The 19708-nt window shown below is 40.8% G+C and carries 22 protein-coding genes and 1 CRISPR repeat array; of the genes, 7 read left to right on the forward strand and 15 right to left on the reverse strand.

Going from position 1 to position 19708, the window contains the following annotated elements:
- Positions 1–259 precede the first annotated feature (259 nt).
- Positions 260–985, forward strand: a complete 726-nt coding sequence (locus RMZ41_RS16175; RefSeq protein WP_322640874.1) for a 1-acyl-sn-glycerol-3-phosphate acyltransferase — start codon at positions 260–262, stop codon at positions 983–985.
- An 84-nt stretch (positions 986–1069) separates the two neighbouring features.
- Positions 1070–1897, forward strand: a complete 828-nt coding sequence (locus RMZ41_RS16180) for an alpha/beta hydrolase (protein ID WP_322640875.1) — start codon at positions 1070–1072, stop codon at positions 1895–1897.
- Positions 1898–2019: 122 nt separating this feature from the next.
- Here the strand turns inward: RMZ41_RS16180 and RMZ41_RS16185 are convergent, their stop codons facing one another.
- A complete protein-coding gene (locus tag RMZ41_RS16185) occupies positions 2020–2823 on the reverse strand; it encodes a M15 family metallopeptidase (protein WP_322640876.1) in 804 nt (267 codons plus the stop codon).
- Between the two features lie 102 nt (positions 2824–2925).
- On the opposite strand from RMZ41_RS16185, the gene RMZ41_RS16190 reads away from it, so the two are divergent.
- The gene (locus RMZ41_RS16190; protein WP_322640877.1) at positions 2926–3843 is read left to right on the forward strand and encodes an AEC family transporter; all 918 of its coding nucleotides are present in this window, start codon (positions 2926–2928) and stop codon (positions 3841–3843) included.
- A 71-nt stretch (positions 3844–3914) separates the two neighbouring features.
- Here RMZ41_RS16190 and RMZ41_RS16195 read toward each other — a convergent pair whose 3' ends face one another.
- The 4 genes from RMZ41_RS16195 to RMZ41_RS16210 form a co-directional block, all read right to left on the reverse strand.
- Positions 3915–4310 (reverse strand): type II toxin-antitoxin system VapC family toxin, encoded by a 396-nt coding sequence (locus tag RMZ41_RS16195; protein WP_322640878.1) that lies wholly within the window; start codon positions 4308–4310, stop codon positions 3915–3917.
- On the reverse strand, positions 4307–4531 hold the full coding sequence (locus RMZ41_RS16200) for a hypothetical protein (protein WP_322640879.1): 225 nt from the start codon (positions 4529–4531) through the stop codon (positions 4307–4309). Before RMZ41_RS16200 ends, RMZ41_RS16195 begins: the two co-directional genes overlap by 4 nt.
- Before the next feature lie 151 nt (positions 4532–4682).
- Positions 4683–5339: a tRNA (adenosine(37)-N6)-threonylcarbamoyltransferase complex dimerization subunit type 1 TsaB gene (gene tsaB, locus RMZ41_RS16205; protein WP_322640880.1), complete on the reverse strand. Its 657-nt coding sequence runs from the start codon at positions 5337–5339 to the stop codon at positions 4683–4685.
- A 65-nt stretch (positions 5340–5404) separates the two neighbouring features.
- A CRISPR array of direct repeats spans positions 5405–5947; the repeat unit is 36 nt; unit sequence GTTTCCATCCCCGTGAGGGGTAAGTGATTTAAAAAC.
- Positions 5948–6252: 305 nt separating this feature from the next.
- Positions 6253–6501, reverse strand: coding sequence for a Ycf34 family protein (locus RMZ41_RS16210; protein WP_118167283.1), 249 nt, complete (start codon positions 6499–6501; stop codon positions 6253–6255).
- 86 nt (positions 6502–6587) lie between these two features.
- Here RMZ41_RS16210 and RMZ41_RS16215 point away from each other — a divergent pair, with 86 nt between their 5' ends.
- A complete protein-coding gene (locus RMZ41_RS16215; RefSeq protein WP_322640881.1) occupies positions 6588–7916 on the forward strand; it encodes a CCA tRNA nucleotidyltransferase in 1329 nt (442 codons plus the stop codon).
- Positions 7917–8204: 288 nt separating this feature from the next.
- Positions 8205–8606, forward strand: coding sequence for a PleD family two-component system response regulator (locus RMZ41_RS16220; protein WP_322640882.1), 402 nt, complete (start codon positions 8205–8207; stop codon positions 8604–8606).
- Here the strand turns inward: RMZ41_RS16220 and RMZ41_RS16225 are convergent.
- Positions 8569–8901 carry a Na-translocating system protein MpsC family protein gene (locus RMZ41_RS16225; protein ID WP_322640883.1) on the reverse strand — a complete coding sequence of 111 codons (333 nt, stop codon included), beginning with the start codon at positions 8899–8901 and terminating at the stop codon, positions 8569–8571. The genes RMZ41_RS16220 and RMZ41_RS16225 overlap by 38 nt on opposite strands.
- An 811-nt stretch (positions 8902–9712) precedes the next feature.
- Here RMZ41_RS16225 and RMZ41_RS16230 point away from each other — a divergent pair.
- Positions 9713–10195, forward strand: a complete 483-nt coding sequence (locus RMZ41_RS16230; protein ID WP_094329740.1) for a tetratricopeptide repeat protein — start codon at positions 9713–9715, stop codon at positions 10193–10195.
- A gap of 143 nt (positions 10196–10338) precedes the next feature.
- Here RMZ41_RS16230 and RMZ41_RS16235 read toward each other — a convergent pair whose 3' ends face one another.
- The 6 genes from RMZ41_RS16235 to RMZ41_RS16260 all read right to left on the reverse strand — a co-directional run bounded on the left by RMZ41_RS16235 (position 10339) and on the right by RMZ41_RS16260 (position 16412).
- The gene (locus RMZ41_RS16235) at positions 10339–10524 is read right to left on the reverse strand and encodes a hypothetical protein (protein WP_322640884.1); all 186 of its coding nucleotides are present in this window, start codon (positions 10522–10524) and stop codon (positions 10339–10341) included.
- A 353-nt stretch (positions 10525–10877) separates the two neighbouring features.
- Positions 10878–12080 (reverse strand): FtsW/RodA/SpoVE family cell cycle protein, encoded by a 1203-nt coding sequence (locus RMZ41_RS16240; protein ID WP_322640885.1) that lies wholly within the window; start codon positions 12078–12080, stop codon positions 10878–10880.
- A 337-nt stretch (positions 12081–12417) separates the two neighbouring features.
- Positions 12418–13866, reverse strand: a complete 1449-nt coding sequence (locus RMZ41_RS16245) for a sensor histidine kinase (RefSeq protein WP_322640886.1) — start codon at positions 13864–13866, stop codon at positions 12418–12420.
- Between the two features lie 10 nt (positions 13867–13876).
- Complete coding sequence (locus RMZ41_RS16250; protein WP_322640887.1) at positions 13877–14428, reverse strand: heme NO-binding domain-containing protein; 552 nt, start codon at positions 14426–14428, stop codon at positions 13877–13879.
- Between the two features lie 482 nt (positions 14429–14910).
- Entirely contained in the window at positions 14911–15645 is a 735-nt protein-coding gene (locus RMZ41_RS16255; RefSeq protein WP_322640888.1) for an iron-containing redox enzyme family protein, read from the reverse strand.
- On the reverse strand, positions 15642–16412 hold the full coding sequence (locus tag RMZ41_RS16260) for a class I SAM-dependent methyltransferase (protein WP_322640889.1): 771 nt from the start codon (positions 16410–16412) through the stop codon (positions 15642–15644). The genes RMZ41_RS16255 and RMZ41_RS16260 overlap by 4 nt, the downstream gene beginning before the upstream one ends.
- 504 nt (positions 16413–16916) lie before the next feature.
- On the opposite strand from RMZ41_RS16260, the gene RMZ41_RS16265 reads away from it, so the two are divergent.
- Positions 16917–17906, forward strand: a complete 990-nt coding sequence (locus RMZ41_RS16265) for a hypothetical protein (protein WP_322640890.1) — start codon at positions 16917–16919, stop codon at positions 17904–17906.
- A 319-nt stretch (positions 17907–18225) separates the two neighbouring features.
- Here RMZ41_RS16265 and RMZ41_RS16270 read toward each other — a convergent pair whose 3' ends face one another.
- The 3 genes from RMZ41_RS16270 to apcA form a co-directional block, all read right to left on the reverse strand.
- Positions 18226–18432, reverse strand: coding sequence for a phycobilisome linker polypeptide (locus RMZ41_RS16270; RefSeq protein ID WP_012411143.1), 207 nt, complete (start codon positions 18430–18432; stop codon positions 18226–18228).
- 223 nt (positions 18433–18655) lie between these two features.
- The gene (apcB, locus tag RMZ41_RS16275) at positions 18656–19144 is read right to left on the reverse strand and encodes an allophycocyanin subunit beta (protein WP_322640891.1); all 489 of its coding nucleotides are present in this window, start codon (positions 19142–19144) and stop codon (positions 18656–18658) included.
- A 65-nt stretch (positions 19145–19209) separates the two neighbouring features.
- Complete coding sequence (apcA, locus tag RMZ41_RS16280) at positions 19210–19698, reverse strand: allophycocyanin subunit alpha (protein ID WP_322640892.1); 489 nt, start codon at positions 19696–19698, stop codon at positions 19210–19212.
- Positions 19699–19708 lie beyond the last annotated feature (10 nt).

Raw genomic sequence — 19708 nt, forward strand, 5'->3', positions numbered from 1 at the left:
AGGTCAAAAATTGTTTTGTAATATGCATCTATTAAACTCATTTTTCCTTACAAAAGAGAAATTAACTAATCATAAATTTTTTGAATACTTTCTATTAGAAAATATTGTGATTGAGAATACATAATGCAGAATGCAGAAAAATTAGCTGGTTTTATGGATTAGATATTTCTATCTTAAGACGGTCATGGCAGCAGTAAAGAAATGTAAAAATTAAGTTAAGATAAACCCCCATATTTACTGGAAAATATATTGATTAGGTATGAGTCGAAATAGCCCCCTAGAGATTTCTCGCGCTTTGGTGGCGGCACTCTCAACCCAAATGTTTCGCTATTATGAGGATCGTATTCCCCAAGATGCTAGCGTTTTGGTAGTCAGCAATCACCGCAGCTTCATGGATGCACCCATTTTAATGGCAGCATTATCGAGTCCGATTCGCTTTGCTTGCCACCATTACATGGGACAAGTGCCAGTAATGCGGGAGATTGTCACCGGTCAACTGGGGTGTTTTCCTTTGGAGAAAACCCAAAACCGCCAACAAAACTTTTTTTCGCAGTCGCAGTTGCTATTGCAGTCGAAGCAGATGGTGGGGGTCTTTCCAGAAGGGACTGAACCAATGGTGAAATTTACCCAACCAAACCAGGTAGGTGAGTTTCAACGGGGATTTGCCCATTTAGCATTGCGAGCCGATGTGCAAGATTTAGCTATTTTGCCGATCGCGATCGCATCCTTAGAAGAGGTTAACACCAATGGTTTTCCCTTAAGGCTTTTGAGTGTATTTGACCCTTCAGAACCTTTATTTAATCAAGCTGGTTGGCATCCTTTGGTAATTTATCGTCGGGTTGCGGTGTTAATCGGTCGCCCTTATTGGATTACACCCCAACATCAAAAAAAATATCACGGGAAACAAGCCAGAACTGTTGTGGCTGAACTGACAGAACATTGTCATGGTGAAATTAGCAATTTACTGCGTCAAGGTTGCTATTAAAGCCATTCAATTCTGTCGAAACAATCAGCAGCCCAAAAGTTTCATACCATTGACTAATGACCAATGACCAATGACCAATGACCAATGACTATCTCTGAAGTTGAGTTAAATCCTTGTTTTCTTACTCCTAAACGAGTACAGCCAGAGTATCCGCTATTGGTATATTTGCCAGGAATGGATGGAACAGGTCAATTATTGCGATCGCAAACTGCTGGATTAGAAACTGGCTTTGATGTTCGTTCTTTAGCGTTACCCCGAAAAGACCTGAACACGTGGGATGTCCTAACTAAGAGTGTATTGGACTTGATCCACGCCGAATTAGAAAAAAGCTCTCAGAGGTCAGTTTACCTATGTGGTGAGTCCTTTGGTGGTTGCTTGGCAATGAAAGTAGCCATCCAAGCGCCGCATTTATTTAAGCGAATTATCTTAATTAACCCAGCTTCGTCTTTTCATCTTCGGACTTGGTTGAGTTGGGCATCTCAACTAACTTACTTAGTGCCATCAGGATTATACGATATTGGCGCACTGGGGTTGTTGCCATTTCTGGCATCTTTGCCCCGCATTTCTCGGAGCGATCGCCATGAACTCCTGAAAACTATGCGTTCTGTACCAGCAGAAACCGTTCTTTGGCGGTTGTCTTTACTGCGAGAATTTGAAATTGATCAAGAAAAGTTAAGTCGCTTAACTCAACCAGTTTTGTTGATTGCCGGCGGTAGCGATCGCCTTTTGCCTTCTGTAACCGAAGTGAAGCGGATAGGGAATATCTTACCAAATAACAAGATTGTGGTGCTGCCAGAGTGCGGACACGCTTGCTTGCTAGAGCAAGATATTAATCTCTATGAAATTCTTAAAGATAACGACTTTTTAGAAAATAATGCCGATATCAGTACAGGGCTAGAGGTGAGAGGATAAGGTGAGAGGCGATGCCTACGGCGGGCTGCGCCTACGCATTCCCAGAAGTGCAAATCGCCCATAGTACTCCTGTCTCCTAACTCAATGACTAATGACCAATGACAAATGACTAATGACCAATTTTATGGCGCTATCTTAGCGGGTTTCAAATTTCTGGCTTTGTAGAACATTTCCAAGCTGTCGCGATCGCCAACAAAACGCCAGTGCCAAGGCTCATAACTCACACCTTGAATATTATCTTTAGGAAATGACATTTCAAAGCTGAAACGCGCTGCATTTGCTTTTAGCCATTGATAAGCCTTGGTATTGTCAAAGTTGGTTTGGAGATTAGTTGCTGGTACTCTTCCGTCTCCAATATCCACAGCATAACCTGTGTGATGTTCGCTATGACCAGGAGGAGCGCTGAGGGCGGCTCGTTCTGCTGGCGTTTGATTTCGCTGGGCACTGACACCAAAAAATAACTGCTCTTGGTCTTTAACTGAGCGAAAGCCAGAAATTGGTACTAAAGTTACACCTGCACTCCGCGCTGCGGCTACCATCTCCTCAAACCTTTGGGCAGCAGCTTTTCGCATTCTAATGCCCCTATTTGTGGAGATGGTTACTAATTCTGACTGAGGCGCTTCTGGGTAGGGAAAATGCCCTAATACAGTTTCGCTAGAATTACTAGATGGTGCTGGAGTTGGAAGAGTAGAAGTAGCTGGTAAAGGCTGAGAATCAGCGGTTTTTTTGGGTGCGGTAACGAAAAACAAAAAACCGCTAATTGAAGCCAGCAGGATAAATCCTGCCACTCCGCCAATCATCAAAATTTGAGGTTGCAACCACATTTTCGGTGCTGCAACAGGGGTATCGCGTACAGCCACTGGAATATCATCACCAAGGTCATTCGATGAGTTTTGCGGTTTTCCAGAAAACCCAGCCTTATTCAAGGGTAAACTCCTGTTTTTGTGGAATAGCCATAACAGATTTTGCACTGGACAAAAGTAAACGTAACAGGTAGCATTTTACATCTGTGGTTCTTAGGCGCAATTTTGACAAACCTTTTAGAACTATACGTCAAGCTGGGAGGATTAGTCCTGGTAGGATTTATTCTGGGACGCAAACTACCTATGACAGTTCCTACACGTTTAGGACAGTTCCTTTTTTGGGTGGGAGTACCCATAAGTATAGTATCGTTTTTGCGTCAATCTAGCTTGTCAGGGCAGATTTGGATTGCGCCTGCGATCGCTTACCTAGCCATTTTACTAGGAGCATTTTTAGCTTGGTTAGCCATTAAAGGACAAGCCTATTTTAAAAATACTGTCCCCCAACCACAAACTCAGGCTAGCTTGATATTAGCAGCAATGTTGGGTAATACGGGTTATCTTGGCTTTCCCGTTGCTTTAGCAATGGTAGGCAAAGAATACTTTGCTTGGGCGTTATTTTACGATTTACTAGGTACATTCCCAGGAACTTATGGTTTGGGTGTTTTACTAGCAGTCCGTTTTGGTGGTGATGTCCAAAATCATTGGCAGATTGCCAAGTCTGTCTTAATTAATCCTGCCCTGTGGGGTTTTGGATTTGGCTTACTGTTTCGACAAGTGACAATTCCCGCGATCGCGGAATTCTGGCTAGAGAAATTTGCTTGGAGTGGTGTAGCTTTATCTCTAGTATTAATTGGAATGAGACTAGCCCTGCTCAAATCTTGGCGTAGCCTACCACAAGTAGGGATGAGCTTGGGAATCAAAATGCTACTAGTTCCCTTGATATTGGGCAGCATATTACCATTGTTTGGATTAACTGAACCTATGGTAAAAATAATTGTGCTACAAATAGCCATGCCTCCAGCTTTCGGCACACTGGTAATTGCTGAGACATTCAATCTCGATCGCGATTTGGCAGTTACCGCCTTAGCTGCTGGGACTATATTATTGTTGGTTACTCTTCCAGTTTGGCTGTGGCTGTTTTAGAACAATGCCATCATTGGCAAAATATTTAATACACCTACATTTATTTCTTTAGGTGCTTCTGTTCATCGTCTTTACTTGAGGTCGGGAATTACCTGAATCAGTCCAGTCTGGAAGGCTTTGTCGTAGGTGATGATAGGCAAACTTTCGATTTCCGCCTGAGCCATGATCATACGATCAAAGGGATCTCGGTGGGCAATCGGTAGGCTTCCGGCTCTGAGTGCATGGACTGTGGCGATCGCAAGTTCGATAAATTTAGCCTGATGCAATATTTGTGAATATTGCTCAACGAGTTGTTTGGCTTCGGGTAGTTTACCGATACGGTATTTGGTAGCAATTTCCCAGGCGGAAGCACTGCTAACAATGATGCGATGATCTGGGTTGCGAATGATGTCTCGGCAGTCAGAATTGAGTTTTGGATCGTCAAAGAGCCACCACAGAAGGATATGGGTGTCGATGAGGTAACTCATTCCCATTGCTGGAGTTCCTCTTCTGGCAGTGGTTCAAAGAAAGCATCGCTGAGTTGTCCTTTCAATAAACCAGGGTTGCGCGGTTCGACTTCCCTCACCGCAAGGGGTTGTGTACGTTCTTGACTTAAACCTAGTCGAAAGTAGTGAATTAGATCATAAAGTTCTGCTAGTTTATCTTCGGGGATGTCTTGCAGTTCTTGGACAATCTTCTGGATCAGCATAAGTCAAATTCTTCGGTGGTTGTTAATGAATAAGTTCGGCGCGGGTTTCAGCTTTGTTCATTATGGCTCGTCTTTGGAATCTGGCAATCGGCGGCGCACTTTTTGCAGTTTAGTTAAGTCAATTAATCATTAAATAAATAGTTTAGAAGCATTATGCATCCTGTACTGGATGCTGCCCATAATATGGCAAAGCCTCAGACCAATTAGGAAATTTGCCTTCTTGCCAATCGATATTAGCTAGTTCCAAAATGCTAGTCACCGTCATTGCTAACCCAGATTGAGCTTGAACCAACTGATAATTAGTGTTCCAATTCGCTAAAGTTTCCTGCCATGCTTCGGGTGTGAATACGCTATCTGGCAAGCACACTTTTAGTTTAGAAGTCTCTGGTTCAAACTGATAAATAGCAGCAAAAATTTGACCTCGTTGCGCTGGCATTTCTACAGCAATAGTTTTTGGATTTTGACTTTTACTTACTTCTGCCCAAGCTACCGCAGCCAAAGTTGAAATCGCAAATATGGGGATATCTAATTGTTGCCCTAAAGTCCGAGCAGTGACAACACCAATCCTAGTTCCTGTAAAACCGCCGGGCCCTTTTGCAACTGCGATAAATGACAAATCTGCCCAAGTTTGTGGTTTGATAAAGTCAATTAAATATTGATGGATTAGGCTAGATAAATCACGCCCCAAATTCCAAACTTGAGAGCGATTATCACCAGCAAAATTACTAATTGCTAGTCCTAATTCGGGAGTGGTGGTGTGCAATGATAAAGCGTATTTTCTTGTGAGGTGTTTTACTTCTTTGGTCAAAGTTAATTAAAATATTGATTTTTTAGAGTTGGCTGGATTTATCTATTCAACCATATCATACTGAAGTTTCCATCCCCGTGAGGGGTAAGTGATTTAAAAACTACTTGGCTTCATTACGATGCTTTTCCATCAGGAAAGTTTCCATCCCCGTGAGGGGTAAGTGATTTAAAAACTACCTGTAGATGCTTTTACTACATACAAATATTCAGTTTCCATCCCCGTGAGGGGTAAGTGATTTAAAAACTTCGATCAAAGTGATCAGGATCTTAATGATGAAAAGTTTCCATCCCCGTGAGGGGTAAGTGATTTAAAAACTTTTTATCTTCTGTTCTTGGAATTATTGAAGATACAGGAAGTTTCCATCCCCGTGAGGGGTAAGTGATTTAAAAACAAGTTAGTAATGGCGGAAGTATTGATCAATCTTTTACTTGTTTCCATCCCCGTGAGGGGTAAGTGATTTAAAAACTCTAAAGGTCTTAGATTTGCTGCTGGTGTTGCATTGTTTCCATCCCCGTGAGGGGTAAGTGATTTAAAAACCAATCGCTTCTTTAACTTCAGAACTAGCAGCACAAGTTTCCATCCCCGTGAGGGGTAAGTGATTTAAAAACCCTGCCTTCTATAACCTTTACTGTGACTGGTTTTGAAAGGTCATTTCCGGAGGTGTCTAATTTATTTATCAATAAGCCTGAATTATTGAGAAAAAAGTAACACTAGACCCCCTCAAACCTTTACACAGCAGCCTTCCGAAATAGTCAACGAAAGAATGAGGGTTTTAGCGATCGCCATACACCCTCGCAAAACTTACGTGTGCAAAATCAAAATAAATACTTTTGCTTTCACTAGGAAACTTGGGATTGAATTGTCAAGGTTCTGTTATTAATGGGTGCAAAACTAACATACTACTGTTTAATTTTCAAGTCGGCACTAACTCACCAGGACGCAATTTCGACCACTTACCCGTTTCCCGTTTAAAACTGAGACAACCAACAACATCCCATTCCATCTCAATCACATCATCTTTAGTCCGAATGTTGACATTGATAGAAGGTTCATTCGGATCAAAATTTGGTGTTTCAGTCAAGTGAGGCTGTTGGTGCTGCCCTTCTACGGCATGATAGGTAACACAGCTGTCTACATAGTGGCAGTTCACACAAATACACATAATAGAACCAACTCCAGGGGCCTTTATTGTTAATCTAGCTTAAGCCCAACCGTTATTCATGAGTTGCTGGGTTGATTTTTATTACAATGCATAAATCAATTCCCTCTACCCTAGCTCCCGAAAATTGGCCTTTTAGTTTGGAATTCTTGCCACAACCCGCTTACATGGTAGGTGGCGCTGTACGGGATGCGCTCCTTGGCAGAACTCGTGAATATCTGGATCTAGATTTTGTTATACCATCTAAGGCGGTAAAAGTAGCAAGAGCGATCGCTCGTCATTATAAAGCTGGTTTTGTCTTACTCGATGCAGAACGACAAATTGCTCGTGTGGTTTTTCCCCATGCTACGGCTGACTTTGCCCAACAGGAAGGAGATAGTGTAGAGGTTGATTTGCACAGACGAGATTTTACTGTAAATGCGATCGCTTATAATCCCCATACACAAGAAATTATCGATCCTCTACAAGGTTATGTAGACTTACAACAGGGCATTTTGCGAATGATATCACCCGCAAACTTAGAAGATGACCCTTTGCGGTTAATGCGAGGTTATCGCCAAGCTGCCCAACTAGGCTTTACTATTGAGCCAGCTACCCGAACCGCAATTTGTTCTTTAGCATCACATCTGAGCAAAGTTGCAGGCGAACGAGTTCGGGTAGAAATTGGCTATCTACTGGCAAATTCTCAGGGTACTCCTTGGATTACAAGTGCTTGGGAAGATGGGTTACTTGCCCCTTTCTTCAAAAATGCTACTCGTGAAAGCTTGAACAAGCTAGCAGCAGTTGACAATGCAGCCGCCTTACTCACTCAAAACTGGCAACAATTAGGGGAAAAACTGCAAGAATATGTCCGCGATAGTATCAAAACTACTTGGTTAGGTATTGCCAAGCTTGCTTGTCTCGTCAATCCCAATCCAGAATTAGCAGAAATAGAGTTACAGCAACTAACTTATAGCCGTGCCGAAATCCGGGGTGTAACCACTGCTCTGAAATTGTTACCGCAGTTTCAAGTAGTCAATATGTCCTTGCGAGAACAATACTTTTTATTCCGTGACGCAGATATTGTATTTCCCACTGCGGCACTGCTAGCGGTGGCATTTGATAATTTAGTAGAGGCGATGTCTGATGACAAGCCACTACATATAGCAGTCGCTACAAGTTTGGAAACCAAAGCAAGGGGCTACCCTCTCTGGATACCTTTGATCGAGCGCTACCTGAACCCTGATGATCTGGTCGCTCATCCCCCTCAACTAGTGAGCGGGAAGGAGTTGATTATAGCATTAGATATTCCAGCTTCACCAATCATCGGTCAACTTTTGACAGAAATAGCCGTAGCACAAGCTGAGGGTAAAGTTTCAACACCAACAGAAGCGATCGCTTATGCACGTCAGTTACAAGAGAAGGCAGAAGGTAATTAAAGATATCGGCTTTGAGATGCGCTATGCAAAGATACAAATCATTTAGTCAATACTTGTAAGTACATACATCATTTATGCTAATATTTGCTTGATACTAAGATGTTGTATTCTTTGCGAAAATTCAGCGCCCATGCATTATATACCAGCTTATTCATTTTATGTCCTTATTAGTCGTCTGAATACACCCTCGTACAATTACTTAAGCATTTACCAGAAAAAAAGACATCTTGGTTTTCCTGATGGGCGGAGTCTTTATGCCTAGCCTTTGTTGGACAGGAATAAATGCTAATGAATGGACAGCCTTTAATTTTGGTTGTAGAACAGAGTCTACATGATTTAGAGCTACTTAATTCTCATTTAGGAATATTAAATTTCTCATGCATTTGTACTAAACAAGGAGTGAGGGCTGTGATATTAGCGCAAACTCATCAACCAGATGTAATTCTTCTAGATACAATGCTATCGAATTGGAGTGCGAACCGAGTCATTGATGATCTCAAACACGATGCAAAAACTGCCACTATTCCAATCATTGCGGTAACACCTCTAACAGTAGCTCAAGATGATGAATCCACTATGCTCACAGGATTTGATGATTGGATTCGTAAACCCTATGATTTTAATCAATTAGAAGTAGTAATCAGTCGCCACATCAGTCAGCTAAATTCTTTAAATTTCTCTTGGAAATAGATTCGGAATGAGGAATATCAGGTAATTGGTTGAAAACCACAATAATTCCAGTCCGTTCTGTTGCTAAATTGTTATTAATCATGAGTTTGAGGACAGGCTGGCCAATGATTTCCTCAATCAAAATTACCAATTTTGGTTTAATTATTTTCTCTAAATACAATCTTACTTGTTCAGCTAAACTAGCACAATCTCCCTTCATTAGAGTGTGTTCAGCTTGAGTAACAGAATTCTCTGTAGAAATTACAATTTCAATATCAAAAAAATGACAAATAATTTGGCATGATTTATCGAACATAATTCAGGAGTCAGGAGTCAGAATCCAGAATGAATTCTGTACGAGTAGCGGATGAATAAACGGGTTTAAAATCCACACTGATTTATTCTGACTCCTGTTAGCGGTAGCGGGGCGTTTAGCCCATTCTGACTTCTGAATTCTTCTTCATAGGAATCCGGTTTGATTTGGAGAAAATATCCGTAGGATGTGTTAGCGACAGCGTAACGCATCAAATGCGTGATAGTAGTGCGTTACAAACTCCGACTCTACAATACCTAATTTCGTTCAACAATCAAATAGTAATCCTATAGATACATATAAGGATGTACGTAACAAAAACACTTGATACCTTCCGATGAAGCGAATAAGCAGACAAAGGCAGATATCTCAGCGAAACACGCCCGAAGTGTTGCATTTATCATCAACACCCAGAGCTTTGTTAAAATTAAGTGACAATTGGCGGCAAAAATACCTCCCAATCCGATGTTCTCAAAATACCCTCCAGTTTGTTTAAATAAAGCGCGATGAAACTGTACTTTTGTAATGCTATGGCGCTGGTTAAATCCAAATCGGCATAGTCATGATTATTTAGGGATGTTTTTTACCAGCTATTAGTCACTAGGGATCTCTCAAGCACCTCTAGTCAATTTTTATTTTTATATCTTTAAATCTCGAGTGTGGTATTAGTCGTATTGCTGAATAGAATCAACAACACAGAAAATTCATAAATAGCAATTAATCACCGTAAATTTAAAGATGACTTTAAAAATGATTGAATCGATATATTTTGTGAGAAAGTTAATACAAAGGTATATTCACTGATCTCAAATTCATGGATTCTTTATCTATCAATTCCTTACTTGAAGAATTAAAAAACCCGGATGCTACAGTCCGCGACAAGGCAACCAGAAAAATCTGGCGGATCTGGTTTCAGCAAAAGGGAATCTATGGGCTGGAAATAATTGATCGTAGTCAAAAGTTACTGGATGCAGGTGAAATTGCTGAAGCAGAAACAGCACTTACAGCATTAATAAAAGAACAGCCAGATTTCGCCGAAGCCTGGAATCGTCGGGCTTTTCTCTATTACAGTATTGGTGATTATCAGAAATCTCTGGCAGATTGTCAGATGGTTGTGCAGATCAATCCGATACATTTTGGGGCGCTTCACGGTATGGGCTTGTGTTACGCCGCACTAGGAGAGTATGGTGAAGCTATCCGAGCTTTTCAACGCGCTTTAGAAATTCAGCCCTATTCGTTAGTGAATCAAAAGTTGATTCTAGAATGTACATTTAGATTCAGCTATAACGGCAGATAGGAGAAACATCATACTGTTTTATGAATCCGCTATCGCCCTCATCACCAATAATTCATTGCCTTATTCACCGTAGTTTGATTAAATACGGTTCTATCAGTATTGGTATTAGCATTTTTGCTAATTCTACTAACAGCAACCAAGCGTCAACTAGCAATTCTTGGTTGGATAAAGTTACCTTTGCCATAAGCTGAATAGCACAAGCAAAACACGGCGAATTTCATCAGGCGATGTCTACGACGGGCTGCACCTACGCCACTGATATTTACAAAGACCCCAGTTGAGATGTCACCATTAAAATAGGTGCTATCCAGGTTCCCAGTGGTATTCAATTGTTGATGGGGGATGCGGTAGATTTTTAATATAGGTTATAGCATTGGTGTCATGAACGCCATAATACAAGCTATTCCCAAAATCACAACTGTAGCAATTTTACGTAAAGATCCCCAGTGTCTCATTGCCCATCCCAACAAAGCAACTAAAACTCTTATTGATCTCAAGGGACAGTCTATTTGATATCTCTAGTTCTGCTAACATTACCTGTTGACCTATTTTGAAAGCGAAGTCCGATTTTAGTGATGGGGTGCAAATGCAACGATTGTAGGAATCGTATACTAATTACCCGGACTCGATATTGTTATGTCTTTCATAATCTATTTAATTCCAGTAAAAAGCTTTTGTTAGCTCAATTCCTGGTTTTATTAAAACCTCTACGTGTGGGCCCATTTTCAAGGAGGGGTTTTCGCAACAGTACTACCTCAGCCTCACTGCTCTCGCGTGCTACCCGAATCAGCAACCCAGCAGCTATTAAGCTAGCAATCATAGAATTACCACCATAACTAAACATGGGCAAAGGTAAGCCAGTAGTTGGTAGAGAACCTGTAGCCACACCAATATGGAGCAATGATTGTCCTACCATTACAATAGTCACGCCGATCGCCACCAATCGATGCACTATATTTTTAGCTTTCAGTGCCACAATTAATCCGAGAGTAGCAAATGTAGCTAAAAGTGCCAACAACACTATACTGCCAACAAAGCCAAACTCCTCGGCAAACACGGCAAAAATAAAATCGGTATCCTGAATGGGTAAATAAAACAGTTTTTGTTGAGAAAGCCCAAATCCGGCTCCCCAAGTTCTGCCAGAACCCACGGCTAGTAAACTTTGTACCAACTGATAACCATCTCCTGTGGCATCTGCCCACGGATTGAGGAATGACATCACCCGCTTACGTTGATACTCTTTTATGCTAATACTGAGTACTGCTAACATCACTCCGCCAATTGCTGTACTTCCGAGGTACTTGTAAGGTAAGCCAGCCGCTAGAGCAATTAGCCAAATAGTCATACCGCAAAGTGCTGTTGTACTTAAGTTAGGCTGGGCAAGAATCCCTAAAAGTACCAGACCGAAAATACCCAACCAAGCCAAGCGAACCCGCCAACTAATTCTTTCCCACTGACCAAAAAGCCGCGCACTTTGCAGCACCAAAAAGGGTTTAATTAATTCTGAGGGTTGAATCGGAATTGGCCCGATCGCAATCCAACGCGCTGCGTCAAAAGCTTTTTTTCCCAATCCTGGGATGAGTGTGACGAAAATTAATCCTAAAAACAGCAACAAAAACCAATGGGATACTCCCAAAATTTTCTGCAAAGGTAAATTAACAATAATATTGAATCCGATTAAGGAAACTAAAACCCAAAGCAGTTGACGCTTAAAATAGTACAATCCATCATTCTGACGGGCATCAGCGACAGGATAGGATGCTGAAAATAGCATTATCAAGCCGACAAATAGCCAAATCAACGTTAACCAGCGCAACAATCGCGCTTCTAGTGCCCAGTTGGAGACTGAACTATCAAAAATTGGAATCAGATGGCGTAGATTCACGATCGTACAGGTAAAAGTTAGGAATTAGGAGTTAGAAATAAAACTCATAAATCATAACTTATAACTTATAAGTAGGCTTTACAACCATAAATTTTAGAGTTGTTAACTTTAATACACCGCCCGAACAAGATTTCTGACAAATTGCGTTGACTATGCCACCGTACTTCTATAGTAAGAAAGCTATGCGTAGCATCTCATACAGAAAGCATTATTACATAGAGAAGAGAATCGCTATTTTATACAATACAGACAGTAGTTTAAAGAATAACTCAGAGAGTTAAAACAAGAAAGTAGTGAGTCCCTCTCCTCACTGCAAGCATTTCCAAATGCTAATAATTTATAAAACAGAACTCAACGATTTGACGCAATTAACTGCTTGTGTGTCCATAGATAGGGGAATTTCAATCCAGAACTCAGTTCCTTGCCCAGGTTCTGATACACATCTCAGTGTTCCGCCATGTTTTTCCACTACAATCTGATAGCTAATTGATAAACCTAATCCTGTGCCCTTACCTACGGGCTTCGTTGTGAAAAATGGATCAAACAGTCGTTCTTTAACTGCTTCTGTCATTCCTGAACCATTATCAGCAATTCGGATAACACACTTCGTTCCGATAACTTCTGTAGTAATTGTAATTTTATTAGGACTATCGTGAATTTCTGCGATCGCACGTTTGTCGTTATAACTGTCTAGTGCATCAATGGCATTACTGATAATATTCATAAATACTTGATTGAGTTGCCCAGCGTAGCAATCTACCAAAGGCAAATTTCCATAATTTTTAACTACTTTGATCCCAGGATGATCCACACTATTCTTAAACCGATTTTGTAAAATCAGCAAAGTACTATCTAGCCCGTGGTGAATATCAACCTTTTTCATTCCTGCTTCATCAAGACGAGAGAAGTTCCGCAGGGATAAGACAATTTCAGAGATTCTTTCGGCTCCTACTTGCATCGAATCTAGGATTTGAGGTAAATCATCTAGTAAAAAATCTAACTCAATTTCCTCAATGTATTCTTTAATTTCTGGCACAGGATTGGCATAAAATTGCTGGTAAAGGTGTACAAGCTTCAGCAAACACTGTGTATAATCTTTTGTGTATTTTACATTACCGTAAATAAAGTTAACAGGGTTATTAATTTCATGAGCGACTCCTGCAACCAACTGTCCCAGGCTGGACATTTTCTCAGCCTGAACTAATTGGGCTTGAGTCTGCTGTAGCTCGCGGAGAGATTTTTCCAATCTTTTAGCCTGAGCCTCAGCAATTTCCGCCAGGTTCTCCTTGATTTGCAAGGCACTCCGCAGTTGTGCCCTTTGCTGTTTCAGTTCGCTTGTTAATTTCTTAGCATCAGCCAAAGCAGTGTTCTGAGCTTGCAGTAAAAATAGGAAATCAACAATTGGGTCGTGAATCGCAAAGTCTTTGAGTTTGATACCCAAAGGAGCCAGGCTAGTTATATCTGTAATCCAAGGAGAACCTAAAAAAAATATTACTTCCTCCTCTGGTTGATAGATCATCTGACCTTTGAGTTGCATTCCATTCTGAAGAAACTCTACAATAAATAAGGCACGAGACTGTTTACTAATAGCATCAAAATCGACCATAATTTTTGGACGATTGATCTGAAAGTGCTGCTCAATCAATTTACCAATTAATGGCTCAGGACAAATCCGCCCCAAAACATCACCAGTTTGTACAATTTCACGATTACGACTAAATGCAAAGTGGAAGGGAAAAGCTTTCGCCAATGACTCTGGTGAAAACGTAAGGTGAGGAGGAGCCATGCTGCTACACTCAATTTGGTTTATAAATCACTAAAAATTCATCATGTTCACCACCTTCATCCCGATTCTGGGTTTGGGTAATATGAACTTCTGTATCAAACCTTGTTCCCAAACCTTTGATTAGACCAATAACCATTGGAGTCAACCCCTCTCTATCAGAGCGATAGTGTAAGCTCAGAGAATTTTCCTCCATATCAGTACACTCAAATGATGGTGGCTGGAGTTTAGGAAAGCTAACCCCCACACGAGCATGAAGATTGTCGAGGTTTTCTAAAAACTCAGGCAATGTATCACCACTCATATCCATCATTTCGCCATAGCCTTCTTGGGCTGTGTACTGAACCCAGAATTCTCCAAAGGCTTGCATAATTTGTTTTGGAGATAAACTTAGAACGACACTAGCAGCTTTTACCAGCTTGTGGGTGATGTCATCGGGATAGCCTTCCATACTGAGGAAAACATCTACGTCCACCTCTGCTTTGTGCTTAATTTGTTTCCAAGTCTCTTCGCCAAAGCGATTGCACACCATGTCTTGAATTGCCTTGTTCACTAATCCGTACATGGAAGCCTCCTCATTGCTGCACCTAATTTTGTTTTGTAAATTTGCCCAAGACTTGACAATTAATTTCTTAAAAAGGTTATTTAAATAACAAAGTTTTCTGTAGCTAAACTTTGAAAATGTTTTCTTACAGATTTAAAATCCTCAAAAATAAGTAAAACTGTTTGTATTCTAATGCTACAAATCCTCGTTATTACAACCGTATTTTCACTTATTACTTTTGTCTACTCAGTGCAGAGTGCTGAGTAAATTTAAGAAGTACTCAGTACTTCCGCACTACGGTAAAAGCCCCGCCCGCAAGTAGCGCGGAATCTTCTTATAGAGAGAAGGTTGATATCCGCGCATGGGGATCTTTCAAGTCTTAGCCGAGGCACTTGGAACTCAGCACTCTTCATCCAGCTAGTTTTGAGAGTTAGTAGTAAGCACTAAAGTGCTTACTACTAACTTGTTTACCCATCAATTTAAACTTGACAGACCACTACACACTACAGCAATGAATCAAAATGCACCCATGAATCAGGATACAAGTTGTATTTAGAGATTTGGCGCTGAATTCCGTTAAAAAATTGAACACGGGCATCCATAGCTTCTGCAATAGCCAGTTTTATCTTGATATCCTCTTCATTCATGGTAATTTGAGGTTCAATCACTGCTGCTAGTTTTGCTGCATGACTATCATCTACATCAATATGGACTTCAAAAAAGATTAGGGCTTCCTTAGGTAAGGGAGCAGCACCAATAATTCCTTTGTATAGTTGCGTGTACAGTGAGCCAACAATCCCTTCGGAAGCGTAACAGACAGCACCCAGTGCAGCTAAGTAGCCATATTTATGTGGCATCTGCAAGTAGGTTTCAATAAGGGCACGAGTTTCAGGTGTAGTGGGTAGTGCAGCCAGAGTTTCGTCATCCATACCAAGTGCACGGGTAAATTGACGAAATAATTCTGGGTGAGACTGAGTTATATCTCCCTGTCCCATTTCATCAAATAGGTTTTCTAAGATGACTAACTGACTGCTTTCATCTTCGCAACAAGATAAGATGCTAGCCAAGATGCGATTAAATTCTTTGGAGAATTTGTACATCTGAACGGCTAGTATCTGTATATCTGGTAAAAATAAATTTCCAGATCGACAACGCATGAGGAACTCATGGTTCCATAAAGGATGATTAACGGTTATTTCACGGAAGGAATTTCTTACTAAAGAAGATGTATTTGTCATCGTGATATTTGTAGGGCTAGATGGAGTGGTTGGTCAAGTAAGGGGCTAAAAAAAGATTCATCTACTGCAATATGTTCTGGAGTTACACGCAATTCTTGTAAAATTGGCATGGTATTAAAGCCAGCAATTCTAAGGGCGTTAAAGTAATCCTCAAGAGTTTTGTGAATCAATTGGACATTTAGCCAGGAGCCGTCTCGTTTCCAAATACGACCAGGAAACTGCTGATCTCGCTTGCTGAAGTAGCCTGCACCCTCAACTTGAAAATAAAACGGATATGCTGGCTCCCGCATATATGGAAAAGATGGATGAGGAACACTGAACACAAATCGACCGCCTGGGCGAAGAATGCGTGCAACTTCTGCCATGCATTCTTGGGTCTGAGAAATTGTTAAATAGTTAAATAGAAATACTGCAACAACTAAGTCAATTTCACCATCATCAAACTGCTTAAGATTGGTAGCACATCCTACTTGATAGCTAATACCTAAAGCATCTTCTACTTCTTGCAACTTTGCAGCTTCAATCATGCCTTGAGAAAGGTCTATTCCATATACTTGTGCAGCACCACGTCGGCGTAACTCTCGGCTGCAATAACCTTCTCCGCAACCTATATCAAGTACTCGCAACCCAGCAACAGGCTCACAAAGTTTTAGTACAAAAGGTCGTGCTGTAAAGTCTGAGAGAGAACTAGGTTCTACTCTAATCCAGTCTGATGCTGTGCGATTATATAAGTTTTGAGTTGAATTTGTATGATTCAAATTTGACATTTTTAACTATTTCTTTATATTAGATTTAGGTTGGCTTTCATTAATCTGTATTTGTAAAAATTAAATACTTACTGTCTATGTTGTAACATTTACTTGATTTAATGATAACGTTGATTTTACCGATTTTTATTTTCTTGTTATTTTTATGCTAAAAAGCATAGACTTCAAGGTAATAAGTAATCTAAACAATCTTAACTTTTTAATTTCTTCAAATATAATCGGCTGAATTTAGCTAGACTTCATGATTTTTTAAAGATGCTTAGTTAGTTAATATCTACTCAAACATAACTAATTTGTGTTGGAAATTTAACTTTATCTATACTTTAAAAATCAGTTGAAAGTAGCTCTTTAAATCAAGATAGATAAAAGAAAGTAAACAGTATATTTTACGAAGTATAAGACGAATAATCTTGTTAAGTTGTAATAGTCAAATTCGTTTTTAAAACGAAATGGCTTTGGATGTATAAGTGATTTAAATAGTTTTAGATAAAGTTGAAAGAAATCATGTTAGCAGAATCAGTAGCGGAAGAACGCATACAATATGAGCGCGCGATCGCATTTTCTGAGCTTGGCGATCGCCTCTTTGATGAGCTTGCTGATAAAATTGCTACAAGGCGACAGTACCGACTACTGTTTGAACACACGTTAAAGCCTGAGTTATTCCAGCAAATCCGTATTGCTGCTGCGGGTTATATTTCAGCATGTCTGAATAGTCCCATCATTCTTTCAGAAGCTGAAATGCTTGAAAGACTACTGAAATCAAGAAATACATTGCCGAACTACACTGGTACTGGTCTTTTGATGCCCAAGCGAGAACACACTCTCGCATTTAACCTTTTTCAAAAAAGCGTAGCTGAGGCTTTCTACCAACTAGGAGCAAATGACCTGATTGATGCAGTGGATTTACCAGTAAATCTCCGTATGGTTTATGGCAAGACTGACGCAAAAAAATTGAGTTTGCCTTTTGCTAGCTCAAAATGCCATAGCGATGTCTGGGCAGGTGTTGCTGCTGATGCGACTGTAGTGGTTCTGCCACTATTTGGCGATATCGATAATATAACCATCGAAGCAGGTGAAATGCCCCGCGAAATGGAACTACAGGCGATGCGGGTGATGTCAGACTTTGCTGAAGGTCGGGATGTCCCAATGGTTATATCTTATACAGAAGCACAACTACAACACGGCACAATGTATTTTAATGATGCCCGTGGATTGCACCAAACAGTAAGAAGGAAAACTGAAGGTCTAAGAATTTCAGTAGATTTCCGGTTTCGGAGAAAATTCAATGAAGCTTACCGGGCAATGGTAGCGCCTAGTATTGGTGGTGTTGAAGAAGATATGAGCGTGCCTTATAAAGACTGGTTGAAGGTTGGTAAGGAAACACTAATTGTATTTGATGAAACTTCTGAACAAGCAAGGAAAAAACAGAATTCTGGCGCTCCAGTTCCGCTATATACTCGCGGGTATCGCCTTGTAGAGATGTTCAACTCTTAACTCTCAGAAATACAAGTAACAAAAAAGAAAGAGGTCTAATACCAGACCTCTTTTTTAATTTTTATCAGCCATATAGGAATCTGGTTTGATCTGGAGAAAATATACGTAGGATGTGAGCCGCAGAGTACGGCATCAAACCCGTGATAATAGTGCGTTACGAACTCCGTTCTAACACACTCTACAATACCTAATTTCGCTCAAAAATCAAATAGTAATCCTATAGTTCTAAATTCATATTTTTTGTAGTGTTAATTCTAAACAAAAAAGAGGTCTTTTTCGACCTCTTACCAATTCCCTAAAATAATATTCTATTTACAGATTACGACAAGCCAGTATTAGCGCCTTGCTTACCAGTTGCCAGTTCTACTTTGATAATTTTGCCGCCTGCTTTTTGAATGCGTTGCTGTTCGCGGAACCAGTTCTCATAAGGAACTAGCTTAGTAAAGTAAGTATTTTGCAGTTCGCGTTGGGTACGAATTCTGGTTTGGCTTGGAACTAGAGCAGTAATTTTAAACAAACGGGACATATTTTGGAAATCTCCTGTAAACTTTGTGAAAACTTTTTTTATCTCAAAATCTTGAGTGCAAATCTTTTAATCATTCCAAGGCTGGAAATCAAACATCAATACTAGACCACCAACACTCATCACTGATAATTTACCAAGATAAGCAATATAACGTTCTAGCACTCACAGTTGATTTCCAGACCTTAATAAAGCCGCACCTAAATTCTTAAGCGCAAACTAGCTCTTAGCTTAAGCCAGAAGAGATATAGTCTAAGTAAACACCCATTTCCTTACCAGCATCAGAACCAACCAAGCTAGCGGTTACTTCCTTGATGGATTGGATAGCTTGCACGGTAGCACCAACGGGAACTCCTAAAGAGTTGTAGGTTTCCTTCAAGCCATTTAATACGCGCTCATCCAAAATGGAAGGATCGCCAGCTAACATAGCGTAGGTGGCATAGCGGAGGTAGTAGTCCAAATCGCGGATGCAAGCAGCATAGCGGCGAGTTGTGTACATGTTGCCGCCGGGACGGGTGATGTCAGAGTATAGCAAAGATTTTGCTACAGCTTCTTTGACGATCGCAGCAGCGTTAGCGCTGATGGTGCTAGCAGCACGTACTCGCAGTTCACCAGTGGCAAAGTAGCCTTTTAGCTTTTCTAAAGCAGAAGAATCAAGGTATTTACCTTGAACGTCTGCGGAGTTAATGACAGCGGTAATTGCGTCTTGAGCCATGTTGTTAATTCCTTATTTCCAACCGTATTGCAATACTTCTGTTTCAGTAGGTAAACAGCTTTAACCTATCCTAGAAGAGCGCCAACTAGGTAGTCGAAGTAGCTACCAGCTTCACCAGCATCATCACCAGACAGCAATGTAGCAGCTACATTCTTCAGTCCACGGATACCTTCAGCAACACCATCGATAGGAGTTCCCAAGGACTTGTACAGTTCACGGGCACCGATAACACCAATTTCTTCGATGGGGGTAACATCACCAGCAACGATACCGTAGGTAACGAGGCGGAGGTAGTAATCTAGGTCACGCAGACAAGTAGCAGTCAATTCTTGACCGTAAGCGTTCCCACCAGGAGATACAACATCAGGACGCTTTTGGAACAGTTGATCGCCAGCTTGCTTAACAAGGCGTTCGCGATTTTCTGACAAAATTTGAGCAATCCGCACGCGGCGCTCACCACTTGCAACGAAGGATTTGATCCGATCTAACTCACCGGGGCTGAGGTAGCGGGCTTCTGCATCAGCATTCACGATAGCTTTCGTGACAATACTCATTAATGGATTC

Origin of the sequence: Nostoc sp. DedVER02 (assembly GCF_034530675.2) — a bacterium.
GTDB lineage: Bacteria > Cyanobacteriota > Cyanobacteriia > Cyanobacteriales > Nostocaceae > Nostoc.